General features: G+C 46.4%; 14 protein-coding genes. 6 read left to right on the top strand and 8 right to left on the bottom strand.

Features of this window, described 5'->3' with window-relative positions; translation table 11 throughout:
- Positions 1-100 precede the first annotated feature (100 nt).
- The gene (locus QUA27_RS11495; RefSeq protein WP_333068088.1) at positions 101-493 is read right to left on the bottom strand and encodes a C6orf136 family protein; all 393 of its coding nucleotides are present in this window, start codon (positions 491-493) and stop codon (positions 101-103) included.
- 137 nt (positions 494-630) lie between these two features.
- Here QUA27_RS11495 and QUA27_RS11490 point away from each other — a divergent pair, with 137 nt between their 5' ends.
- Positions 631-1239, top strand: a complete 609-nt coding sequence (locus QUA27_RS11490) for a glutathione S-transferase N-terminal domain-containing protein (RefSeq protein ID WP_333068087.1) — start codon at positions 631-633, stop codon at positions 1237-1239.
- A gap of 262 nt (positions 1240-1501) precedes the next feature.
- Here QUA27_RS11490 and QUA27_RS11485 read toward each other — a convergent pair whose 3' ends face one another.
- The 3 genes from QUA27_RS11485 to ahcY form a co-directional block, all read right to left on the bottom strand.
- Positions 1502-2926, bottom strand: coding sequence for an NADP-dependent isocitrate dehydrogenase (locus QUA27_RS11485; RefSeq protein ID WP_333068086.1), 1425 nt, complete (start codon positions 2924-2926; stop codon positions 1502-1504).
- A 166-nt stretch (positions 2927-3092) separates the two neighbouring features.
- Positions 3093-3695, bottom strand: a complete 603-nt coding sequence (locus QUA27_RS11480; RefSeq protein WP_333068084.1) for a DedA family protein — start codon at positions 3693-3695, stop codon at positions 3093-3095.
- A 174-nt stretch (positions 3696-3869) separates the two neighbouring features.
- On the bottom strand, positions 3870-5147 hold the full coding sequence (gene ahcY / locus QUA27_RS11475; protein WP_333068082.1) for an adenosylhomocysteinase: 1278 nt from the start codon (positions 5145-5147) through the stop codon (positions 3870-3872).
- Between the two features lie 273 nt (positions 5148-5420).
- Here ahcY and QUA27_RS11470 point away from each other — a divergent pair, with 273 nt between their 5' ends.
- A complete protein-coding gene (locus QUA27_RS11470) occupies positions 5421-5738 on the top strand; it encodes a mechanosensitive ion channel family protein (protein WP_333068081.1) in 318 nt (105 codons plus the stop codon).
- A gap of 576 nt (positions 5739-6314) precedes the next feature.
- Here the strand turns inward: QUA27_RS11470 and QUA27_RS11465 are convergent.
- Positions 6315-7007, bottom strand: a complete 693-nt coding sequence (locus tag QUA27_RS11465; RefSeq protein WP_333068080.1) for a PEP-CTERM sorting domain-containing protein — start codon at positions 7005-7007, stop codon at positions 6315-6317.
- 626 nt (positions 7008-7633) lie between these two features.
- A complete protein-coding gene (locus QUA27_RS11460; RefSeq protein ID WP_333068079.1) occupies positions 7634-8233 on the bottom strand; it encodes a sulfite oxidase-like oxidoreductase in 600 nt (199 codons plus the stop codon).
- Between the two features lie 311 nt (positions 8234-8544).
- On the opposite strand from QUA27_RS11460, the gene QUA27_RS11455 reads away from it, so the two are divergent.
- Positions 8545-8778, top strand: coding sequence for a hypothetical protein (locus QUA27_RS11455; RefSeq protein ID WP_333068078.1), 234 nt, complete (start codon positions 8545-8547; stop codon positions 8776-8778).
- A gap of 352 nt (positions 8779-9130) precedes the next feature.
- Here the strand turns inward: QUA27_RS11455 and QUA27_RS11450 are convergent, their stop codons facing one another.
- Together QUA27_RS11450 and QUA27_RS11445 are read right to left on the bottom strand one after the other, a co-directional pair.
- Complete coding sequence (locus QUA27_RS11450) at positions 9131-9826, bottom strand: potassium channel family protein (protein ID WP_333068077.1); 696 nt, start codon at positions 9824-9826, stop codon at positions 9131-9133.
- Positions 9827-9966: 140 nt separating this feature from the next.
- Positions 9967-11301, bottom strand: coding sequence for a TrkH family potassium uptake protein (locus QUA27_RS11445; RefSeq protein ID WP_333068076.1), 1335 nt, complete (start codon positions 11299-11301; stop codon positions 9967-9969).
- Between the two features lie 260 nt (positions 11302-11561).
- On the opposite strand from QUA27_RS11445, the gene QUA27_RS11440 reads away from it, so the two are divergent.
- From QUA27_RS11440 to QUA27_RS11430, 3 genes are all read left to right on the top strand, one after another.
- A complete protein-coding gene (locus QUA27_RS11440) occupies positions 11562-12515 on the top strand; it encodes a methyltransferase domain-containing protein (protein ID WP_333068075.1) in 954 nt (317 codons plus the stop codon).
- 36 nt (positions 12516-12551) lie between these two features.
- Entirely contained in the window at positions 12552-13610 is a 1059-nt protein-coding gene (locus QUA27_RS11435) for a homogentisate phytyltransferase (RefSeq protein ID WP_333068074.1), read from the top strand.
- Positions 13611-13817: 207 nt separating this feature from the next.
- Positions 13818-23636, top strand: a complete 9819-nt coding sequence (locus QUA27_RS11430) for a tetratricopeptide repeat protein (protein WP_333068073.1) — start codon at positions 13818-13820, stop codon at positions 23634-23636.
- The last annotated feature ends 122 nt before the right edge of the window (positions 23637-23758 follow it).

The following is a 23758-nucleotide window of genomic DNA, read 5'->3' as shown; positions in this document are numbered from 1 at the left end:
ATTTTAAATCATCCAAATCTTCCTTCAGTCTTGTCTTATGGTACTCTGGCTGCTTAAAAACTGTCCGGAGTATTGTTGCTAACAAACCTAAGAACAATTCTCAAACATTAGTTTTCCGAGGAAATACAAGCTGTTTGAGCACATCCAACCGCGAACAGTCCCAGTAATCGATGTGAGAAACAATTAAACCGTCGCTGTTGACTTTCAGTTCGCTCCTACCGGCGATCGCCATTTTCGGTTTCCAAGGTAACGGTGCGGTCCAGCTCAGAGTCCAGCGAGTTTCTATAGTATCTCCCGACTGGGAAATCCCGTGCAAATCGAGATTTACATCCTGAAAAAAAGTCCCCATAAATCCGATCATTTTGCGGTAGCGATCGATTCCTGTAAATCGATTGACCGGATCTTCAAAATAAACATTTTTTGCATAGATGCTGTAAGTCTGATTATCGGGAAATCTTTGATAATCGTTTTTGAGAATTTCAATAATGTCCATTGCGAGCGATCGTTATTCTTATATTATTAGAATATAATTTTAACACAAGAGAGCGAAAATCCCCAATTCTAGTCCAAATTGTGATAGTATATTCGGTTATTTCCTGCCTTGCCAACTTTCACCTTAACATCACAACTATGATTGACCTCTACACTTTTACCACCCCGAACGGTCGCAAAGTCTCGATCATGCTCGAAGAAATAGGTTTACCCTACAACGTGCACGTCATCGACATCAAAAAAAACGACCAATTTAGCCCAGAGTTCATCGCAATCAACCCCAACAGCAAAATTCCGGCGATAGTCGATCGAGATAACGGCATCACCATCTTCGAGTCCGGCGCTATTCTAATCTATCTTGCCGAAAAAAGCGGCAAATTTCTTCCCACAGACAAACAAAAATACTTTCAAGTTATAGAGTGGCTGATGTTTCAAATGGCCAGCGTCGGCCCGATGTTTGGTCAGCTAAACCACTTCAAACGCTTTGCACCCGAACAAATTCCCTATGCGATTGGGCGCTACGAAAAAGAAACCTTGCGCCTCTACGGAGTATTAGACGCTCAACTAGCAAAATATGAATACATCTGTGGCGACTATTCTATAGCCGACATTGCTACCTATCCCTGGGTTGCTATTTACGAATTTCAAGGATTAACCCTCGACAACCACCCCCACCTCAAACGTTGGGTAGAAACCTTGCAGAACCGTCCCGCTGTTGAGCGCGGAATGGCTGTTCCATCATTATAAACCCCGCATCTAAATTGTATTTTCGGGAGGGCTAGGAGCAACGGCTCACAAGCAAATTGACTTTTGTGGAACGGGCTTCTAGCCCCTTGTTAATAAACAGCGGGCGGGCTAGAAGCAACGGCCTACAAGCAAGTTGACTTTTATGGAACAGGCTTCTAGCCAGTTCTGAATAAACAGCGGGCGGGCTAGGAGCAACAGCCCACAAAGCAAGTTTACTGGTTGTGGAACGGGCTAGAAGCCCGTTCAAAAAAAGCCCTCCAACTCAATCCGCGAAATGCTTAATAATCGCCTCAGCAAACTCCGAACACTTCAACTCAGGCACCGGCGGCTCCATCAACCTCGCCAAATCGTAAGTAACTTCACCATTAGAAATGGCCGATCCCAAACCCTTCTTAATCAAGTCTGCTGCTTCCTGCCATCCCATGTATTCTAACATCATCACCCCGGACAAAATCAGGGAACCAGGATTGACTTTATCCAAACCAGCGTGTTTCGGTGCAGTGCCGTGAGTCGCCTCAAAAACTGCACATTCATCACCAATATTCGCACCGGGACCCATACCCAATCCGCCGACAATGGCGGCGGCCGCATCGGATAAATAATCCCCGTTCAGATTCATGGTCGCCAAAATCGAATACTCTGCCGGTCGGGTTTGAATTTGTTGGAAAATACTGTCAGCAATTCGGTCGTTGACCATAATTTTTTCTTTCCACTGGCCAATGCCGTGACTGTCCCAAATTGCAAACAAAACGTCGGCGACTTCTTGACGAATTTTAGCTTGCTTTTCTGGCGTCAAAGCATCATATCCAGGGTCTATTTGGCGAGCATTATCTTCTAAGCTAATGTCTGGATTTTTTTCTTTGTTGCCTAGAATCCAAGACTCTCTTTCCGTTACGCACTGAGCGCGAAATTCGGTAGTTGCTAATTCGTAACCCCAATCTCGGAAAGCTCCTTCAGTATATTTCATGATGTTGCCTTTGTGCACCAAAGTCACTTGCTGCTTATCTTTTGGCAAGCGTAAAGCGTGGGTAATGGCGCGCCGTACTAAACGCTGAGAACCTGTTTTGCTAATGGGTTTAATTCCGATTCCCGAATCGAGGCGAATTTGTTTTTTACCATGTTCTGGTGTTGCTGGAATTAACTCATTATTGAGGAATTCAATCAATTTTTTGCCGATTTCGCTGCCTTTGGCCCATTCAATTCCGAGGTAAATATCTTCTGTATTTTCCCGGTAAATAATTACATCTAGGAGTTCAGGAGTTTTGTGTAGCGATGGTGTTCCAGCATAATATTTGCAGGGCCGCACGCAGGCGTAAAGGTCGAAGATTTGCCGCAAAGCTACGTTTAGCGATCGAATGCCACCCCCGATTGGGGTTGTCAGTGGCCCTTTGATGGCGACTCCGTATTCTTTGATGGCATCTAAGGAATCCTGGGGCAGATATTGGTAAGTACCGTAGACATCGCAGGCTTCGTCGCCTACATAGATTTTAAACCAGTTGATTTTTCGATTGCCACCGTAAGCCTTTTCTACCGCAGCATCCATGACTTTCTGGGATGCAGGCCACAAGTCAACGCCCGTACCGTCGCCGCGAATGAAGGGAATAATCGGGTCATTGGGGACGATCGGCGAACCGTCTTTGAAAGTAATTTTAGAACCTGTTGTTGGGGCTACAATCTTTTCGTACATATCTTAACAGTGGGGATAGGAATGTTCCCTATTTTGCCACGATTGTCTGCATAAACCTCAATCAATGCTAAATATTTGTATGAATTTTTGATAAATGGATTTTTAACCGCACATAACAGCAGATAAACGCAGATGTTTTTGGGGATGTCTGCATTTATCTAGGATTTTATTCTTTTTGCATATTCTTCTTCACAATCCACAAAATACACCAGATGACTATAATCACCACAACTATTTTGGAAACCGGGCCCAGATAATCGTCTACAAGTGTATAATTTTCCCCTAGTTTATATCCGGCAAAAGTCAGGAAACTTACCCATAAAAGAGTGCCGCCTGTTGAGTAGATTAAAAAAGGAATTAAAGGCATATTATTGATGCCAGCGGGCAGGGAAATTATGGTACGAACTCCGGGTACTAGGCGACACAAAAACACGGCTTTGTTGCCGTGTCTGTTAAACCATCTATTTGCTTTGTCAATATCGGCGCCCGATACTGTGATCCACTTACCGTATTTGTCGGCTAAATTCCTCAAGCGTTCTTCGCTCAATAATTTACCCGCATAGTACCAGGGAAGCGCCCCCAAAACTGTACCGATTACTCCTGCTGCGATCGCGGGAAAAAACTCCATTCTGTTCTGGAATACCGTGAATCCTGCCAGCGGCATAATCAATTCTGAGGGGATGGGGGGGAAAAGATTTTCTAAAAACATCAACAGGCCTATTCCGAGATAGCCCATCGACTGCATTGTGTTAGTTATCCATTCAACCATTTTGATTTAATAATTTGGTAAGAAGAAGTCAGTAGTCATTAGTCATTAGTCATCGCTCGTTCCTAGACTCTGCCTGGGAACGCATATCTAGAGGCTCTGCCTCGACTCCCCAGGAGGGAGGCAGAGCCTCCTTGTATTCATTCCCCGGCACAGCGTGGAAACGATAAACGATGATTAAGTGCCCGAAGTCCAAGAGTTTGTGTACTCAATTTGTTCGGCGGTCAAGGTATCAATGTGAATACCCATTGCTTCCAATTTGAGACGGGCAATTTCTTTGTCAACTTCCACGGGGATTGAGTGAATACCAGGCTCTAGTTTGCCTTTGTTCGTAACCAGATATTCGCAGGCTAAAGCTTGGTTTGCAAAGCTCATATCCATCACGGCGCTGGGGTGTCCTTCGGCTGCTGCCAAGTTGATCAAACGGCCTTCGCCCAACACAATAATCGATTTGCCATTATTGAGGTGATATTCTTGAGTGAAAGACCGAACCGTTTTCACGTCGGTGCTTTTTGCGCCGAGGGATTTGAGGTCAATTTCAATGTCGAAGTGACCGGAATTGCAAACAATTGCGCCGTCTTTCATGCTCTCGAAATGTTCGGCACGAATGACGTGCTTGTTGCCGGTAACGGTAATGAATATATCTCCGACTGTTGCTGCTTCGTCCATCGGCATCACGCGGAAACCGTCCATCACTGCTTCGATCGCCCGAATCGGATCGATTTCGGTGACAATTACGTTAGCACCCATACCGCGGGCGCGCAGTGCCGTGCCTTTGCCGCACCAACCGTAACCTGCAACCACAATATTTTTACCGGCTAACAAAATATTGGTAGCGCGGATAATGCCGTCTAGGGTAGATTGACCGGTGCCGTAGCGGTTGTCAAAGAAGTGCTTGGTGTCGGCGTCGTTGACGTTCATTGCGGGGAAAGTCAGCACGCCGTCTTTCAACATAGCTCGCAGGCGCACGATGCCTGTGGTAGTTTCTTCGGTAGTTCCGATTAAGTCGGAAATTTGGTTCGGGCGGTGCTGGATCAGGGCAGCTACCACGTCGCTGCCGTCGTCGATGATAATATTGGGGCGGTGGTCTAGGGCTGTGTAGACGTGACGTTCGTAGGTAGCGGCGTCTTCTCCTTTGAGGGCGAAGACGGAAATGCCGTAGTCTTGAACTAAGCAAGCCGCTACGTCATCTTGAGTGCTCAAGGGGTTGCTGGCGATCAGTACGGCGTCGCCACCGCCGAGTTTGATGGCGATCGCCAAATGAGCGGTTTCTGTGGTTACGTGGCAGCAAGCAGCCAAGCGAATGCCAGCGAAAGGCTTTTCTTTAGCGAAGCGTTCTTGAATTTGCCGCAAAACGGGCATTTCCCGGCCGGCCCACTCGATGCGTTGCTTTCCCAAGGGGGCGAGGGACAAGTCTTTTACTTCGTGTTTAATCTTGACGGATGTAGCAACCATGTATGTTATTTCTCAGAAATCATCAAACTTTGTTAGTTTTAGCAGATTAAGTCATCGGCGGGCAAGTGCTGTGATTTTACTCGATCGGGGTCGGCGCTGCTAATCTTAAATTGTGATTGTGTTTTAATGATTAGCGAACGAGTCGATGGAGTCACCTGCACAGCCAGAGTCAAACATTCCTGTCGGGCGATCGATCTCAATCTTTTGTGTTAGCGTGGCGTTCTGGAATTATTTGACACTCTCACTTGGGCTGCTGGCAGTTTGAGCGCCTGCGTGATTGCGTTCCCAGCTTGGCTGCCTGCAGATATCATCAATTGGTTAGGACTTGGTTCAGTAGCGATTAGTTTCGCGTTCCAAGACATCTTCAAATACTTTTTAGGGGAAATATTGTTGCTGTTGCACGAATCGTTTCAATTGGGCGATCGGATGATTGTAGAAGGCTTTGAAGGTACGGTTGAAAAGATTTTGTGGCGTTCAACTCAAATTATTAGCGATCGGGGAGAGCCAGTTATCGTGCCGAACGCGATCGTATTTACCAATTCAGTGCGGGTACTAACAACCATTACACACAGGCCAACCAACCTGCGTTGAATTTTAGCCTACGATATCGGCTTTCCTGAGCAATTGAAACCTGAGTTAAAGCTATTTCCGAAGTCGAAGGCGTTTTGTCCCAAACAACTCCAGAAGTTGATATTTCAGGCATTAACCAAGATTCTTTGCATCTTATTGTCCCCTATTGGAAGCTGCCGTAACAAGCACAGGTGCGACGGACAAAAACCGTGGTTGTGGTGGCGATTAAAGTAGCGTGCGTCTGGGCGGACATTAAAATTATTCAATAGGTAGGGGTGACTTTGTACGATCGAACCCTTTACCGTGAGTGAGTTTGGAATTTTGAGTTGGGAGAAGGCGAGAGTGGGATAGTCGGAGAGTGGGAAAAATCCTGTTTCTCCTGTCGGACTTCTTCACTCTTGACTTGTGCCATCCCCCTCCATCCGTTAAATCCATTAAATCCCGTACACTGCTGCGTGGCCGAACGTCCCTCTGACTTCTCCCTTCTGACTTTTCAAATCAAGCAAAAGGCGAGCCTATTTATCATTAGCGCGCCTCCAAATAGAACTTTATTTTGTTGTCAAACGTAATTGAGGAGATTGTTCCGGTTGAAACAAATCATGAAGTCGTCTTGCTAGCGCGGCGACGGCGTGCTGCAACCAAGCCACCCAAACCGAGAGCCAAACCAGTCATTGTCATCGGTTCTGGAACTGCTTCTGCGCTCACTGCGAAGTCTTGGAAGTCTGCGTCGTTGTTGTTACCACGATCGTCGAAGGATATTAGCGTACCTCCATTAAACAGAGAACCTGTGCCGTTGGTAAATTGTCCAGCAGCTTGGAAGACGTTCGTGGTTTCTTTGCCAAGTGCGTCCCACAGTTGCGATTGCGCCCCAAACACCGCTTGCTGGTTGCCACTGTTCAAGGCTGAGGTTGAGTAGACACTGCCACCCCAGTCACTGTCGAGCCCCAAAGTGTAAACTTGATTTGCCAGGAATGTGAATACTACCGAGCCAGAACCCAAGACTGTATTGCCCAGAGTTCCTTTCCATTCGTTGTCCCAGTAGTTGTCTGAGGATTTAGTTTCCGAAAACAGCGTGCTAACTAGAGACACCGCCGAGTCCTTCACACTGTAGACTCCCAAAGAGGATTGGTACATTCCGTGAGATTCTTTGAAGTTAAACTTGACGCTTGTATCTTGGGTGAATGTGATGCCGTTGGTGCCAAAGGAGAAGGCTTGAGCTGGAGCTCCGGCGCCAAACAGAGCTGTGGCGGCTGCGGTAGCTGTTAGGGCGGATAAGAGTTTGGTATTCATAACCTGTTCCTTTTGTGCGAGGGTCTTAATATTTTCATTATGCGATACTTTCTTTGTATTTGGTTCACTTTAGGTAAAGTTTGACATATTCTTTATCAAGCCTTTACATAACCTTCACAAATGCTGTCGATCGCATCTATCAGCAGGCGATCGCTCCCTACAAATAGCCACTAAATAATTATAAAGAGTGTGGACGGAAACCTTGCCGTCACTAGCATGGGAGCGCGGAGTAGCGAAACTGATTTGGCTCTGACCTATGCTAATTTGTTATTTAATTCTCAAGTCTAAATCCTGAACAGCAAACACTTAAGTATAAATACGGTAATATTTGTGTGTACTGACAGTTAGAGAAGTTTTATATTAACCAGAAACTGAGAATATTGGTTTTTTGGGACTTTTGTAGGGGAGTTAAAGTAGTTTATCTATCGGGTAAAGTACGTACAAACTGCGATCTTTGGGTTTACGTGTTTTCGTTGAATTAAGTAGATACGGTGGCGTGAGATATCCCAAAAATGCGATCGAGGGGATGCAATTTCCGCAGACTGAAGCAGTAAAAGATCGGATTGCCCCTCAACAAAGATTGTATAGAGAAGATCTCGCCCCGTCTTTACTCCCGATCGCCCGAATCAAAAAAGACCGCTGTAGCGTTCCTCTGCCCAAGGTTCGCCCCGCTGGTGGTAGCCGTTGCGTTCCCAAAAACCGAGTTCTTCGGTTTCTGTAAATTCCAAGCCGTTAATCCATTTAGCGCTTTTCCAAGCGTACAAGTGGGGAACTACGAGCCGCATTGGGCCGCCGTGGTCTGCTGACAGAGGTTCGCCGAAGACGGTGTGGGCGAAAAAGTTTTCTTCTCGGAGGAAGTCGGCGATCGCAATGTTGGTAGTATAGCCGCCGTAGCAGTGTTCCATGACGTGCAGAGCTTTTGGATCGACTTCTATGTAGTTCATAAAATCTGTGACTTTGACTCCCGTCCACTGCACATCGAGTTTTGACCACCGGGTGACGCAGTGAAAATCCGCCGTAAAGTTACTTTGGGGCATGGCCTGGAAGTCCGACCAAGTGAAGGTTTTTGGTTTTGCTAATCCCCAGACTTTAAATTCCCAACTCTCAATACTGACGGAGGGTGTATCGCCGTAGGTCAGCACAGGAAAGCCGTTGGCGAGGTATTGACCTGGGGGGACGCGATCGAGGTTTTCTGATTCTGGCTTGCGAAAAAATTTGCCCAGCATTGATTCACGCTCTACAGTAACTGACTGCAATCCTGAGTATAACTTGCAGAGATGGGCGCATCGCTATTCGTCTCTAGGTAGAAAGCTTTCATCACTTCTGTGGAAATAAAAGTCCCTAAATCATGCTTGATGACCGCCTAATTCTGCCTTTGGAGAGAGGGTAAGCTAAAAATTTTTAAAATTTATCACCCCAGCGTATGAATTACCTAACCTTAAATTTTATCGTAATCAATGGTGCATTTCCGAATCTTTGATGTATTGTTACAATATGCTCAAATGCCATATGTAAAAAAATTGATGGGGTAAACATCATGATCGCAAGTTGCTTGATTCCGTTGACGGTATGCTTGATTGCTTGGTGGGTGACTGCCGGGACTGACAACAGAACGCTAGACGGAATTCCGGCTCCCATAGCTGCAATTATTGGAATGTGTTCGTTAATTTGGTTGGTGGCGGTGTGTCCTTGGCCTGTTGAACTCGCTCTAGTGTTGGCGGTGCTGGTTTTCGGCAAAGCTTATTTGCAAGATCTCTTGAAAGTCGGCTGAATTTTCAGTGCTAGCGCTCCTATGATTTGCGGGAGCGCGATCGGCTGCTGCATCGAGTGCTGCTACTTAGTTAAAATTTTTCTCGATTTGTCTAGCTAGGTTCTCCGAGGGGGTCGCAAAGACGGAACCAACGCTAGAATTGGTGCAATTCAATTTACATATTTCAGTTAAAAATTAGAACATAAAGAATATCGACAGAGAAACCCGGTTTATCTAATATCAACCGGGTTTGTGAGGGTCTAAAATTTTCACACATCCCGCAAGAATTGCTTAGGACTTCAACACTCGGAACCCAAGAAACCGGGTTTCGGAGTCGAGGAGTGTTGCTGTATGTGCATAAAATGGCGATCTGTTAAATTGGCAAGCGATTGATATCTTTATTAGAACCAACTACTACCATCGCGTCGCCCTTTCTCAAGCGTTCGTTTGGCTGCGGATTGATCTCGAACTTGTCGGCGCGACCGACTGCTAGCAAGTTCAAACCATACCTGCGCCGGAGTTCCAATTCGGAGATGGTTTTACCGTCAAACTTTTCAGGAACGAGCAACTCAACGATGCTGTGATCTGGGTCGAGGTCAAAGCGTTCTAAAATGCTGGGTTGTGTAAGAACCCGGGCCAAAGAGCAGCCCATTTCTCGTTCGGGAAAAACTACATGATCTGCACCGACTTTTTTCAACAGTTTTAAGTGAGTTTCCGAAGAAGCTTTGGCTATTACGTGACTTACCCCGCCTTCCTTAAGATTTAGGGTGGTGGTAATGCTTTCTGCTAGGTAATTGCCGATCGCAACAATCACTGTTTCAAATTCAAATATACCGGCTTCCTGAAGAGCGCTAGGCTCAGTAGAATCTAACTGCACAACGTGAGCAGCAATACGATCGTTCAAAGCTTGAGTTACTTTTTTTTCATCGGTGTCAACTCCCAAGACTTCGTAACCCAAGCCGTGCAGAGTCGAACACACAGCTTTGCCGAAGCGTCCCAAACCAATAACTGCAAACTGCTTGTTTTCGGCGCGCAAAGTCCGAAAAAAATTTAAAGATGACAGGTTCACTGAATATCCAGCGCTGAGCGTCTTGCTGTTTAAATTTTAGCAGAGACAGCGCCGCCTCCTTTTGATTTTTTGGTAAGTAGTAAAAGTTGATTTGGGTTGTCACCCATTGTTTAGATTATCAGCAACGAGGCAGGATTTTCTTATCCGACTAACAAACTTTCCTCAGCATACTTAAAAGACCTGGGTTTGGGGTCGCCGAAGGCAGCACTCATCAGCAGCAACACGCCAACCCGACCTACATACATTGTAGCAATCAAAACCAACTTACCGAGCGCTGAAAGCGTGGGTGTAATCCCAGTGGAAAGACCGACCGTGGCAAAAGCTGAAACTGCTTCATACAGCGCTGCGATAAATTCTACTTGGGGATTGGTCACCTCGATTAAAATTGCAGATGTGAACGCGACCAACAGGGAACCGAAGACTACACTAATGGTTTTCAGAATCATTGCTGGCGGGATTTGACGCTGATAGCACTCCACATCTTCCTGGCCTTCGATAACTGCTGTGGTACAGCAAAACAATATCCTAAAAGTTGTGGTTTTTATCCCGCCGCCGGTGCTGCCAGGACTGGCGCCGATAAACATCAGCGCGATGGTCAGAAATAGGGAGGCTTCGCTCATTTGACCAATGCTAATTGTATTGAACCCCGCCGTGCGGGGAGTAACAGATTGAAACCCAGCTGCCATCACCTTTTGAGGAAAATTTAGAGCGCCGAAAGTGTCTGGGTTGTCGTATTCCAGCACCAAAAAGGCTAGCGTTCCTAAAATTAAAAGGACAGCCGTTGTAGTGGTAACAACTTTGAAGTTCAGGGAAAAAACTGTGCAGATAGGGCTTTTGTTGAAACGATCGCGCAGCCACAGGTACATTTCCATAATTACTTGATAGCCGATTCCCCCAAATATGATTAAACCGCCGACAGTGAAGTTAACCATAGGCGAATTGATATAGCCGATCAAATTATCTGAATAGATGCTAAAACCGGCGTTGTTAAAGGAATTAACGCTGTGAAATATAGCAGACCACACACCCTCTTTAAATCCGTATTGAGGGACGAAAACCGTCATCAGCAAAAACACTCCTGTTAATTCAAACAAAAGCGTTGTTGCTAGAATTGACTGCACGAGTTGTACTACGCCGGCTAGCCCGGATTTGTCGAGAGATTGTTGCAGGGCAATTTTGTCTTTCAAACAAAAGCGGCGGCCCAATAACAGGAGCAAGAAAGTCGTGGCTGTCATGTAGCCCAAGCCTCCTATTTGCACCAGTAAAACTAGGCACAGTTGCCCCCAAAAAGAGTAATATTTTCCGACATCCACAACCGACAAGCCCGTGACGCAGACAGCGGAAGTAGAGGTAAACAGTGCTGTTATTGGATCGCTCCAAGTTCCATCAATTGTGGAAAATGGCATCATCAGTAATAGAGCACCTGCGAGGATGACAGCGAGAAAGCCCAAAGCAATGGTTCGCGAGACAGTCATTCGATTTTAGATTTTAGATTTTAGATTTTAGATTTGAGAGGGAACCCACAAATCGAGTTGAGATTTGAGGTTTGAGAGGGAACCCACAAATCGATTTTAGATTTGAGGTTTGAGAGGGAGCCCACAAATCGATCATCGGGCTTCAAATAAGGACATCTCTGTCTGGCCAGTGCTTGCGGTCGATCAAACTAAATGGCCAAATTCTATGACAACAGCGGGAAAATAACGGTAGAATTCCTTTAATAACTTGCGATCCGGCGATGACATCAACACTTTACCAGCAAATTCAGCAACTTTACGACGCTTCTAGCGGTTTGTGGGAGCAGGTGTGGGGCGAACATATGCACCACGGTTACTACGGCCCGGATGGCAATTTGAAAAAAGAGCGCCGACAGGCTCAGATAGATTTGATAGAAGAACTGCTGGGCTGGGCTGGAGTACCCTCAGAGAAGGCACTGTGTGAATCTTACCGCATTCTCGATGTCGGTTGCGGAATCGGCGGCAGCACGCTTTATTTGACCGAAAAGTTTAGTTCGATCGCTCAAAATAATTTAAAGTTGGATGGCGAGGTCGATCGAGAGAGCAGCCGATCGCCCGAACCAAATAAAACGGGCGCTAGCGTTACAGCGACCGGGATTACTCTGAGTCCGGTACAGGCCAACAGAGCGACCGAACGCGCTAAAATTGCTGGGCTAGAAAGCAATGTCAATTTTTTGGTAGCCGATGCTTTGAATATGCCTTTTCCTGATGAGTCCTTCGACTTGGTTTGGTCGCTCGAAAGTGGCGAACATATGCCCGACAAAATTAAGTTTTTGCAGGAATGCTGCCGCGTGCTCAAGCCGGGAGGAACTTTGATTTTGGCAACTTGGTGTCACCGCCCGCTGGGAGAAACGGCGGGAGAATTAACTGATGAAGAGAGAAAGCAATTGGCCGAAATTTACCGGGTTTATGCTTTGCCTTATGTGCTTTCTTTGCCGGAATACGAGGAAATTGTCCGCAGTTTGCCTTTGACAAGTATTCGCACCGCTGATTGGTCAAAAGCTGTTGCTCCTTTTTGGGATGTGGTGATCGATTCTGCTTTGACTCCGAGCGCGATTTGGGGTTTGCTCACGAGCGGTTGGACGACTATTCAAGCTGCACTTGCTCTCGGATTGATGAGCCGTGGATATCAGAGCGGGTTGATTCGTTTTGGGATGATTTGTGCTGTAAAATAACAGGCATATATCAGAGAATTGTTGAGTGTTGAGTTGATGAGTAAGGTGCGTATTACGCACCCTACAGAACATTATTTGTTTGGGGCGGGTGTGAGATTTATGGGCAATGATTCGATTGGCAACTCTTGGATTGATAAAAATGGCTCGGCTCCGCAAAGCTGGGTGAGGGCATTTTGGGAGTTTTCTCGACCTCACACAATTGTGGGTACTAGCTTGAGTGTATTGGCGTTGTACGCGATCGCCCAAAGTTCGCGGCTGTTTGTGAATCCTGTATTTGGGCCCCTAGCTTTTGCCTGGCTGGCTTGCATTTGCGGCAATATTTATATTGTGGGATTGAACCAGTTAGAAGATGTTGAAATTGATAAAATTAATAAGCCGTATTTGCCGATCGCATCGGGAGTGTTTTCTCGGAAAACCGGGGAATTAATTGTAATTGCCACGGGAATTATAGCAATTTTGACTGCTGTTTTACAAGGTCCGTTTTTGCTGGCTACCGTTGGCGTTAGTTTGGCAATCGGGACTGCTTATTCTCTGCCGCCAATTCGCCTGAAGCGGTTTCCTTTTTGGGCGGCGCTGTGCATTTTTACGGTGCGGGGCGCGATCGTAAATTTAGGGTTGTTTTTACACTTTAATTGGGTGTTGGGTTTGGGAAGGGCGAAAAGCGCTTTTTCTGGCTGGAATTTGGAGAGTGTGTCTTTTCGGATTCCTGCGGAAGTTTGGGTACTGACGGTTTTTGTTGTGGTGTTTACATTTGCGATCGCCATTTTTAAAGATATCCCCGACATGGAAGGGGACAAGCAATATAATATTACTACGTTTACGATTGAGCTGGGCAAGCCGGCCGTCTTTAATTTATCTCGCTGGGTGTTGACGGTTTGTTATTTGGGCGCGACTTTGGCGGGAGCGATCGTATTGTCTAATGTTAATTTAGTGTTTCTGGCAGTTTCTCATTTGGTGGCTTTGGGTTTGATGTGGTTTTGGAGTGCGAAAGTTGATTTGGACGATCAAAAAGAAATTGCTGCATTTTATCAGTTTATCTGGAAGCTCTTTTTCTTAGAATACCTGATTTTTCCCGCATCTTGTTTGTTGGGGTAGAAGGGGAAGTTCGGCAACGAGCAATGTACGGGATGTAGCAGATGGCAGCAAGAAGGCAGTTCGGCAACGATCACTGTACAAGATGTAACGGATGTAACTGATGTCCGGAAGAAGGAAGAAGGCAGGAGGAAGAAGGAAGGAAAAGTTAACAAGTTATAACAAGTTGGCAATTACAAGTTAGCGAACTCCCAAACAACAAAGATAACTATGGCTTCTAAAAAAAAATCCCCAAAATCTGCCTGCAAATTGGGTGCAGAAGACTCTTTAAAAATAGCTTGGGAACACCACCAAGCGGGACGTTTGTTAGAAGCTGAGAAGTTGTATCGGCAGATATTAGAAGCGCAGCCGGAATCAGCAAACGTGCTGTGTTTGTTGGGAATAGCGGCGAGACAGCAGGGAAAAATTGCAGAGGCGCTCGACTTTTACGAACAGGCGATCGTCCAAAACCGCCATTTTGTAGAAGCACATTTAAATAAGGCTAATCTTTTACTGGATGTGCGCGAGTATCAAAGGGCGATCGCCAGTTACGAACAAGTAATCAAAATCCAACCAAATTCCGCCCTCGCCTACAATAATTTGGGCTGGATTAAACAGCAATTAGGTGAAATAGACGCTGCTATTTTAGCTTACCAAACGGCGCTGCGACTCGACCCCAACCTGCACGAAACAGCGCACAATTTAGGACATTTATTTAAACAAAAAAATCAATTAAACGAGGCGACAGATTATTACCTCCACGCTTTAAAAATAAATCCCAATTTGACATATTCCATGATGGGCTTGGGAACAGTTTTGCAGCAGCAAGGTAAATTAGCAGAAGCTTTCAACTGCTACCAACAAGCTGTAAAAATAGAACCAAACAATCCCGAAGCTCACAACAATGTAGGAGCCTTTTACCACGAACAAGGCAATGCAAAAGCAGCAATACCACACTACCGACAAGCATTAAACTTAAAGCCAGATTTCGTGGAGGCTATTAACAATCTCGGACACGCTTTGGTCGATTTAGGAGAGTTTCAAGAGGCTTTTTCTTGTCACAGTAGAGCTTTGGAATTGCAGCCAGACAATGCCATCGCACACCTGGAATTAGGTTTAACTTTGCTATTGTTCGGAGATTTTCAGCGCGGTTTTGCTGAATACGAGTGGCGGTGGCGCACTCCGCAACTATCGCCCAGGCAATTTAAACAGCCGATTTGGGATGGTTCGGATTTGCAGGGGAAAACTATTTTACTCCACGTCGAGCAAGGCTTTGGCGATTCTATTCAGTTTATTCGCTACGCCCCAATTCTTCGGAGCCGAGGCGCTAAAGTTATGGTGGCTTGCTATCCAGAACTGCTGCGGTTGTTTGCGACAGTTCCTGGTATTGAATATTTATCAGTTAGTTTGGAGGGTTTGCCAGAATTTGACGTTCACGCACCTCTGATGAGTTTGCCGCGGATTGTGGGGACAACTCTGGAAACAATACCGGCAAATGTTCCTTATTTAGCTCCGCCTGCTGAGTGCAAATTTGCGCTTTATTCTGATGCCCAATTGAAGGTAGGGATTGTTTGGGCGGGAAGTCCGCAGCGCCGGAAAGACAATCAGCGTTCTTGCAGGTTGAACGATTTTATTCGATTTTTGGATGTTCCGGGAATCGCTTTTTATAGTTTACAAAAAAACTTGTCCGAGAGCGATCGCACTTTGTTGAACCAACACTTATTGCCGGATTTAACTCCGCATTTGAGCGACTTTGCTGATACCGCTTCGGCTATATCTCAACTGGATTTAGTCATTAGTGTCGATACGGCTGTGGCGCACTTAGCCGGTGCTTTAGGGAAACCGGTTTGGGTGCTGCTTTCTTTTGCTCCTGACTGGCGTTGGCTGCTGGATCGTGAAGACAATCCTTGGTATCCAACTGCGAGGCTTTTCCGCCAAAGTCAGCCGGAAAGTTGGCAAGAATTGTTTGACGAAGTACAGGCGGCTTTGAGTTTATTTGCGATCGCCAATACTGCTAGTTATTCCGAGGATTCTGCCAAAGATTCGCTTGACTTCGTTTCACTCGCAAGGAGTGCTAATCATACGGCTTCCCTCGATTATGTGGCGCTCACAATGACAGGTGCAAGCGTCGTTCAAGAGAGTAAAAAAATATTTTTGATTGCCAGCGAAGGGTTAGCAGAAGGCTCTGCAGCTAAGCAATCGCAGGGGGTTGAGACATCGGTTGCGATCGCAACGGGTGGCGATAACCCGGTTGTTTTAGAGGATTTATTGCGACAAGCAGAACAGTTAATGGAAACAGGAGATCGGGAAGATGCGATCGCCCTTTACGAACATATTATATCTATTGAGCCAAATTGCGTTCAAGCGAGGATTAATTTTGGTTTTCTCAAGCAAGAAAAGGGCGAATTAGAGGCCGCTATCCCGCATTACCGAGAAGCTTTAGTCATCGATCCAAATATTCCTCAAACCGCTTACAACTTGGCAAAGATTTTTGAGGAACAAGGTCAAGTGTCCGAGGCGATCGCACATTACGAGCAAGCTCTTGTAGCTCAACCGGATTTCGTACCCGCCCTGATTAATTTAGCGGTTGCCCTGCAAGAAAAAGGTGAACTTGTAAGGGCGATCGAGCTGTACCGACGAGCGCTGGAAATTCATCCGCATAGCTGGGAAGCTTACAACAATCTGGCAACAGTGTTGCAAGAACAGGGCAATTTAGAAGAGGCGCTGGAGTATTATCACAAAGCTCTAGAATTGCTGCCGGATTTTGTGGAAGCTATTAACAATTTAGGCCGGACGTTTCTGGAAAAAGGCGCGGTAGAAGATGCGATCGCCTGCTACAGACGGGCGATTCATTTAAGTCCCAAGCACGCTAGCGCTCACCTAAATTTATCCTTGGCTTTGCTGTTGGTGGGAGATTTGGAAAATGGTCTCGCCGAATACGAGTGGCGCTGGCAAATTAAAGAATTTCACACTGGTCACTCGTGTTTTTTGACGGGGCCGGATAATACTGTTTCGGCGAGAGAATACCGACCGCTGTGGGACGGTTCTGATTTGGTGGGAAAGACTATTTTGCTGCACGCCGAACAAGGTTTAGGCGATTCGCTTCAGTTTATCCGCTACGCTGCGAACGTCAAAAATAAAGGCGGTAGGGTAATTGTTGGCTGTTACCCGCAATTGCACCGTTTGTTTGCAACGGTTGACGGCATTGATTTGCTAATAGTTAAAGGCGAGCAACTGCCGGAATTTGACGTGCAAGCGCCGATGTTGAGTTTGCCGTATATTATCGGTACAAAGCTGGAAACAATACCAGCAAATACTGCTTATTTGTCTCCGCCTGCGGGTGCTGAATTTACGCTTCTGCCCGATCGCACTTTGAAAGTTGGCATTGTCTGGGCGGGGAATCCAAAACACCGCAAAAACAAGCAGCGTTCGTGCAGTTTAAGCCAGTTTCTGCCGCTTGTGGAGGTTTCGGGGGTAAGTTTTTACAGCTTGCAGAAAGAGGTTTCCGAGGCAGATCGCGCGCTGTTGAATCAAACGTCGATCGTAGATTTGAGTCCGCATTTTGGCGATTTAGCCGATACTGCGGCTGCGATCGCCAAACTGGATTTAGTGATTAGTGTCGATACCGCTGTCGCCCATTTGGCGGGGGCTTTGGGCAAACCGGTGTGGATTTTGCTGGCGTTTTCGCCGGATTGGCGGTGGCTGCTGGAACGGGAAGATAGTCCTTGGTATCCCACGGCGCGGCTGTTCCGGCAGCATCAGCGGGCCGACTGGGAGGACGTTTTCGATCGGGTGGCGGAAGCTCTAGGCGCGGTTGCTGCTGCATTTGTGCCGTCGGATTCGGCGGATTCAGAGTTTCGGTTGGGCGTGGATTTGCAGCAGCAAGCCGATTTTGGCGGTGCGATCACTTGTTATGAGCGAGCGATCGCGATCGATCCTAATTACGCAGCCGCCTACAGCAATTTAGGCGTTGTCAAACAGCAAACGGGCAGGCTAACAGAGGCGATCGCGCACTACCGACAAGCCCTAGCAATCGACGGGAATTTGGCGGAAACTGCAAGCAATTTGGGTAGCGCGCTCGCGGAAGCAGGAGAGACTGAAGAGGCGATCGCAGAATATGAGCGGGCGCTGTGTTTAAACCCGAATTGCGCGGAAGCGCTGATTAATTTGGGCCTGTTGCGGGAAGAGCAAGGGGATGTGGCGGAGGCTATAAGCTGCTACGAGCAAGCCATTCAAGTCAATCCTAATTGCGCGGTGGCTTATTTGAATTTGGGAATTGCTTTGGAAGAACAAGGGGAGGAATCGGGCGCGAATTACGAACGGGCGATCGCGAATTACGAACGGGCGATCGCGATAGAGCCAAATTATGTGGACGCCCTGCAGCATTTAGCATACGCCTCGATCCGACAGGGCAAAATTGACCGCGCCATCGCATACTACGATCGAGCTCTGGCGCTGCAACCGGATTGGGCAAAAACTGATCTCGCTTTCGGGAGTTCGCTGTCTAGCCCAGATAAGGTGGATGAGGATTTAGCTGTTTGCCAGCAAGCGATTCAGGCATTGCCAGCCAGTGCCCAGGCTCACTGCAATCTGGGAATTGTCCTGCACAAACAGGGCCAAATTGAAGATGCGATCGCCTGCTACGAGCAAGCTTTGAGCCTGAAACCCGACTTTCCACAAGCTTTGAACAATCTCGGCAAAGCTTTTGAGGAAGCGGGAAAAATGGCAGAGGCGATCGATTGTTACCGTCGGGCGATCGAACTCAAACCCGGTTATATCAATCCCCTCACCAGTTTGGGAAGTGCTTTGCACGATCGCGGCCAAGTTGCAGATGCTCTCACCTGCTACAGCCATGCAGTTAAATTCAATGTCGGCCATCCTGAATCTCACCTAAATTTAGGTTTAGCGTTGCTGCTGGCGGGAGACTTTCAGCGCGGTTTTTACGAGTACGAATGGCGGCTCCTAGTTAAAGAAAAACAGTTCCGCTCCCACAACTTTATTCAGCCGCTTTGGGATGGTAAAGATTTGCAGGGGAAAACTGTTTTGCTTTGCCCGGAACAGGGTTTAGGCGATGCAATTCAGTTTATCCGCTACGCAGATTTAGTCAAACAAAAAGGCGGTAGGGTAATTGTTTGGTGTTTGCCGCACTTGCAGCGCTTGTTTGCACAAGTTTCGGGAATCGATGGGTTAATAGTTAATCCCGATGATGCGCCGGATTTTCAAGTTCACGCGCAGCTAATGAGTTTGCCACACCTTCTGGGAACAACTTTAGAAACTATACCGGCGAAGGTTCCTTATTTAGATCCGCCGACCGGTTGGGAATTTACTCTCAGTCAAACTCCTAATTTGAAAGTAGGGATTGTGTGGTCGGGAAATCCTAAAAATTCCCAAAATAAGGTGCGATCGTTACCCCTGAATTTATTTACCAAACTGTTAGATCTTCCAGGAGCAAATTTTTACAGTTTGCAAAAGGAAAAGACAGCAGACGATCGCGCTTTGTTAGAGCAAATGCCAGTAACAGATTTAAGCTCTTATTTGCACGACTTGGCGGATACTGCGGCGGCAATCTCCGCTCTGGATTTAGTGATTTCTGTAGATACTTGTGTGGCACACTTGGCTGGTGCTTTGGGCAAACCAGTGTGGATTTTGCTCTGTTTTGTGCCGGATTGGCGGTGGATGTTGCAACGCGAAGATAGTCCTTGGTATCCCACGGCGCGGCTGTTTCGCCAGTCAACAGCGGGAGATTGGGAAGGAGTTTTAGAAGAAGCTGCTTTGGCGCTGAGAGAAAGAATTTGTCAGCATAAACCAGCTCTATCGCCAAGAGAAACTCAAACCAATATTGAATTATATCAGAAACAGTTCAATCAGGGAAATATTCTCAAATCGCAAGGAAGACTTTCCGAGGCGATAGCTTATTTTAAAAATGCTTTGGTTTTGCAGCCGAATTCGATAGAGGCTACCACTAATTTGGCAGTGACGCTGCACCAAACAGGCGATTTAGCCGAAGCTGCCACCTATTATCAGCGCGCGCTCGAAATAGATCAAAACTGCGCTCAATCCCACAATAACTTGGGTATTTTGCTGCAAGATCAAGGCAATATAATGGCTGCTATATCTTGCTTTCAAAAGGCGATCGCCCTGAATCCCGTTTACGTCAAAGCTCTCAACAATCTCGGCGCGATACTCCAGCAGCAGGGCGAGTTGCCGAGTGCGATCGCGTGTTTTCATCAAGCACTTTCTGTCAATTCCAATTATGTGCCCGCGCTGGTAAATTTGGGTGCGGCGATGCAAACACAATCTCAGCTAGACGAGGCTGAACGGCTTTACGAGCGTGCAATTGGAGTAGAACCAAACAATCCTACAGGACACTATCACCTGGGAACGTTATGCTTGAGGGCGGGAAAAATAGAACAGGCAATTTCTAGCTTGGAACGAGCCATATCTTTGAACCCTAATTATATAGAAGCTATTACTAATTTAGGCAGTGCTGTTGAGCAATTAGGAGACGTAAGTCGAGCAATTTGGTGTTACAATAAAGCACTAGAAATCGATGTTAATTGTGTAAAAGCTCACTTCAATTTAAGCTTAGTCTTGCTGTTGACTGGGGACTTGCCGCGCGGTTTAGCAGAATACGAGTGGCGCTGGCAAACAGAACAGGCGAAAAAATTGCCACGGTTGAATTTTGACCAACCAGTTTGGGATGGTTCAGATTTGAACGGACAAACTATTTTGCTCCGATCCGAACAAGGTTTGGGCGATGCCATTCAATTTGTGCGATACGCGGCAATTGTGCAGCAAAAAGGTGGTAAAATAATCATTTCTTGCTATCAAGAACTGAAGCGTTTATTTAAGCAGATTCCTGGCATCGCACAAGTTGCTGTTCGGATGGATGAATTGCCGGATTTCCAAGTACAAGCACCGCTGATGAGTTTGCCTCACATTCTGGGAACAAATTTAGAAAATATACCGGCAAATGTTCCTTATTTAGCTGCGCCGCCGAATTGGCAATTTTCCCTAACTTCCGATCGCAATTTCAAAGTTGGGATTCTGTGGGCGGGAAGTTCGGAACATTTGAAGGATTTTCAGCGATCGAGCGATTTAAGCTATTTTCTGCAATTGTTAGATATTCCCGGTGTAAGCTTTTACAGTCTTCAGAAAGAATTATCGGCGGGCGATCGTACTTTGTTAACTCAAATTCCCGTGATAGATTTGAGCGACAATTTGAACGATTTTGCCGATACTGCGGCGGTGATATCGCAACTAGATTTAGTAATTTGCGTGGATACCGCTGTCGCGCACTTAGCAGGTGCTTTGGGTAAGCCCGTATGGATTTTGCTGTGTTTTATGCCGGATTGGCGGTGGATGTTGGAACGCGAAGATAGTCCTTGGTATCCGACGGCGCGACTGTTTCGGCAGCAAACACCGGGCGATTGGGAGGAAGTATTCGATCGCATAAAAACAGCCTTAAAACACCTAATTTCTACTCGTTCTCAAGCTGTGCCTGGTAAGGAAGATACCGAAGCCTCGCCTCGATTTTCTTTATCGCCCGCACAGGTACAATTTCACATAGCAAATGCCTTAGAAAAACAAGGTAAAAAATCAGAAGCAGCCGCTCGTTACGAACAAGTAATTGCCACCTCACCCAGCCACGGCGAAGCCCACAGTTATTTAGGTTATCTCAAACAGGAAAACGGGCAAATAGCCGAAGCTATTGCTCATTACCAAAAATCGCTAAAAATCAATTCTAACCAGGCTGAAACTAACTTATATTTGGGTTATGCCCTCGAAGAACAGGGACAAGTCGCAGAGGCGATCGACTTCTACAATAAAGCAATTCAACTACGTCCCAACTCGCCAAATTGGCGCTTGAGACTAGCATTAGCTTTGCTTTTAACTGGAAAATATGAGCCGGGTTTTGCGGAGTACGAATCGCGCTGGCAAACTCAAAAATTAGATCCGCGCTCTTTTGAGCAACCGCTTTGGGACGGCTCGGATTTGCAGGGAAAAACAATTTTATTGCACCCCGAACAAGGTTTTGGGGATACGATACAGTTTATCCGCTACGCTCCTTTAATTAAGCAAAAATGCGGCAAAGTAATTGTTGCTTGTCATGTCTTGCTGAAGCGTTTATTTGAAGGAATTGCAGGAGTCGATAGAGTAGGAGTCAGGCCGAGCGATTTGATAGATTTTCAAGTGCAAGCCCCGCTGCTAAGTTTGCCCAGAATTCTGGGAACGACTTTGGAAAATATACCGGCGAATATTCCTTATTTAGCTCCGCCACAGGATTTTAAATTTTCCCTACAGCCGAACAATAAACTAAAAGTAGGTATTGTGTGGGCGGGCGGCCCGCTGCACCGCAACAATCATCGGCGATCGTGTAAATTGAGCGATTTTCTGAAATTTGTAGATGTTCCGGGAGTGAGTTTTTACAGTCTTCAGAAAGATTTGTCAGCGGGCGATTCCCTACAGGATAGCTGCGCTTCACGCACTTTATTAAAGCAACACCAAATTGAAGATTTAAGCGAACATTGCGTCGATTTTGCCGACACCGCAGCAATTATTTCGCAACTCGATTTAGTAATTTGCGTAGATACTTCTGTCGCGCACTTGGTCGGTGCGTTGGGCAAACCCGTGTGGATTTTGCTGTCTTTTGTTCCCGATTGGCGCTGGATGCTGGAACGCGAAGATAGCCCTTGGTACCCCACTGCGCGGTTGTTTAGGCAGCAAAAAGCCGGTGATTGGGATGGAGTTTGCGATCGCATAAAAGCAGCCTTAGAACACTTAATCTATACTCGTTCCCAGCCTCAGACTGCTAACGCAAATTCTGATACTCCGCCTCAAATCCAACCCCCAGAAACTCCGCCACAAATTACCGGAATCGGCATTAGTTGGCCCCTCAGTATCACCAGCGGCTGGGGAATTTACGCCATGAATTTAACACTACAACTGCGGCAAACTCCTGCCTGGGAAGTTGCACTTTTATCACCGCCATCAATTACCTCAGAATCGATGAATCCGCTGCATAAATCGCTGTTGTTACCTGTAATTGAAAAGCAAAAAACTTTTCAGGAATTAGTAGCAGCCAATTCCGACAAACAAATCAGTTGTAATTTTCCCGTACTTTACGCTTTGGGGAATAATTTAGCATCCTCTGGAGTTGACAATCAAATTACCAGCGCTTGTCAAATAGGAGTCATATTTTTTGAAGACACACGCATCACAACAGAAGCAGTAGAAACAGCCAAAAAATATAGCGCCATTGTCGCAGGTTCCAACTGGAATGCGGATGTTTTGAGAAGCTGTGGCTTGACTAATGTGGCGATGGTACATCAAGGAATTGACCCAACAATTTTCCATCCAGCACCCAAATCTAATCTATTTGGCGATCGCTTCGTCATTTTCTCCGGCGGCAAACTGGAATATCGCAAAGGTCAAGATATTGTAATTGCTGCTTTCAAACGATTTCGCGCCAAACATCCAGAGGCTTTGTTACTAACAACATGGCACAACTTCTGGCCTCAGTATATGCTAGGAATCGAACAAACCGGAAACGTTGCCGGACTTCCCAATATCAACGGCGACGGAAGTTTAGGAATTTCCCAATGGTTAGTGGCTAACGGTTTGCCGGTTGACTCTTTTATCGACATCGGCTTAATTCCCAATCACCTCACCGGACAAATTTTGCGAGAAGCCGACTGCGCTGTTTTCACCAACCGCTGCGAAGGTGGCACTAATTTAGTGGCGATGGAAAGTATGGCTTGCGGAATTCCGACTATTCTATCAGCAAATACTGGTCATTTAGACTTGATTTACAGCCACATTTGCTATCCTTTATGGAGTCAAGGACAAGTTAAACCTACTGCTCCTTTTTCCGGTGTAGAAGGTTGGGGAGAGTCTGAGGTTGCAGAAGTTATCGAGGCTTTGGAACAAATTTATACTAATCGCGAAGAATCAAAACGGATCGGTTTAGCTGCGGCTAATTTTATGCTGGAGTGGACTTGGGAAAAACAGGTTAAGCGCTTTCTTGATGTTATACTAAATCTGAGATAAAACCTGTTGATGAGAGTCGGCGGTTGAAAGCGCTACTACACAAACAAAGTTTCTCTCTAAAAGACTAAAGTATAAAGGTGGTAAAAAGCCAAAAGAGGGTATTATTACAGGTAAGTTGCCAC

It is taken from the genome of Microcoleus harperi Pol14_C6 (assembly GCF_036701295.1).
Classification (GTDB): Bacteria; Cyanobacteriota; Cyanobacteriia; order Cyanobacteriales; family Microcoleaceae; genus Microcoleus.
This window is presented reverse-complemented; position numbering and strand designations above follow the sequence as displayed.